Origin of the sequence: Streptomyces sp. SID14436 (assembly GCF_010548465.1) — a bacterium.
Classification (GTDB): domain Bacteria; phylum Actinomycetota; class Actinomycetes; order Streptomycetales; family Streptomycetaceae; genus Streptomyces.
The window spans coordinates 1-1,550 of record NZ_JAAGMD010000613.1; the positions used below are offsets into that span (position 1 = coordinate 1).

The 1,550-nt window shown below is 77.4% G+C and carries 2 protein-coding genes; both read left to right on the forward strand.

Annotation, left to right across the window (positions count from 1 at the left end; translation table 11 throughout):
* Positions 1 to 1,116, forward strand: a 1,116-nt coding sequence (locus G3I53_RS21680; RefSeq protein ID WP_239064030.1) for an AMP-binding protein, incomplete at its 5' end; no start/stop codon positions are given.
* A partial coding sequence (locus G3I53_RS21685) for a carboxyl transferase domain-containing protein (RefSeq protein ID WP_343240664.1) occupies positions 1,109 to 1,550 on the forward strand: 442 nt, incomplete at its 3' end. The genes G3I53_RS21680 and G3I53_RS21685, both read left to right, overlap by 8 nt.

Genomic DNA, 1,550 nt, shown 5'->3' on the forward strand with positions numbered 1-1,550 from the left:
ACGGCCGACCCCGCGGACCGCGCCCCGGACGGCGGCCCCGCCGAGGACCCCGCCGGCGGCGAGGACCCGGCCCTGATCGTCTACACCTCCGGCACCACCGGCCCGCCCAAGGGCGCCGTGATCCCGCGCCGCGCGCTCGCCGCGACCCTGGACGCGCTGGCCGACGCCTGGCGGTGGACCGGCGACGACGTGCTGGTGCACGGGCTGCCCCTGTTCCATGTGCACGGCCTGGTGCTGGGCGTGCTGGGCCCGCTGCGGCGCGGCGGCTCCCTGCGCCACCTCGGCCGGTTCACCCCCGAGGGCGTGGCCCGTGAGCTGGCGGGCGGGGCGACCATGCTGTTCGGGGTGCCGACGATGTACCACCGCATCGCGGAGGCGCTGCCCGGCGACCCGGAGCTGGCGCGGGCGCTGGCCGGGGCCCGGCTGCTGGTGTCGGGCTCCGCCGCGCTGCCGCTGCACGACCACGAGCGGATCACCGCGGCCACCGGGCGCCGGGTGATCGAGCGGTACGGCATGACGGAGACGCTGATGAACACCAGCGTCCGCGCCGACCGCCCCTCCCGCCCCGGCACCGTGGGCGTGCCGCTGCCGGGGGTGGAGCTGCGGCTGGTGGAGGAGGACGGCTCACCGGTGACGGCCCACGACGGGGAGACCGTCGGCGAGATCCAGGTGCGCGGGCCGAACCTGTTCACGGAGTACCTCAACCGGCCGGACGCGACGGCCGCCGCCTTCACCGCCGACGGCTGGTTCCGCACCGGCGACATGGCGGTGCGCGAGGACGACGGGTCGGTGCGGATCGTCGGCCGCAAGGCCACCGACCTGATCAAGAGCGGCGGCTACAAGATCGGCGCCGGGGAGATCGAGAACGCGCTGCTGGAGCACCCGGGGGTGCGGGAGGCGGCGGTGACCGGGGAACCGGACGCGGACCTGGGCGAGCGGATCGTGGCGTGGGTGGTCCCGGCCGACCCCGGGGCCCCGCCCGGGCTGCCGGAGCTGGCCGATCACGTGGCCCGCCGCCTGGCCCCGCACAAGCGGCCGCGGGTCCTCCACCACCTCGACGCGCTGCCCCGCAACGACATGGGGAAGATCATGAAGCGGGCGCTGGGCCGTGCCTGACCGCCTCCCGGCCCGCGCCGCGATCGCGCTGCTCACCGACGACTTCACCGAACTCCCCGCCCCGGCGGGCGGGTCCGCGCCCGACGGCCCGCTCGGCTGGCCGGGCTACGGCGCAGCCCTGGCCCGCGCCGCCGGACGCACCGGCGAGCAGGAGTCCGTGGTCTGCGGCACCGCCCGGGTGGCGGGCACCCCGGCGGTGCTGATCGCGTTCGAGTTCGGCTTCCTCGGCGGTTCCCTGGGCGAGCGCACCGGTGACCTGCTGGTGGCGGCGTACGCCCACGCCCGGGAGCACCGGCTGCCGGTGGTGTCGCTGGTCGCCACCGGCGGCAGCCGCATGCAGGAGGGCATGCTCGCGCTCACCCAGCTGCAGCGCGTCGCCCGCGCGTCGGCGCTGACCCGCCGGGCGGGGCTGCCGCAGATCGCGGTGCTCCGCG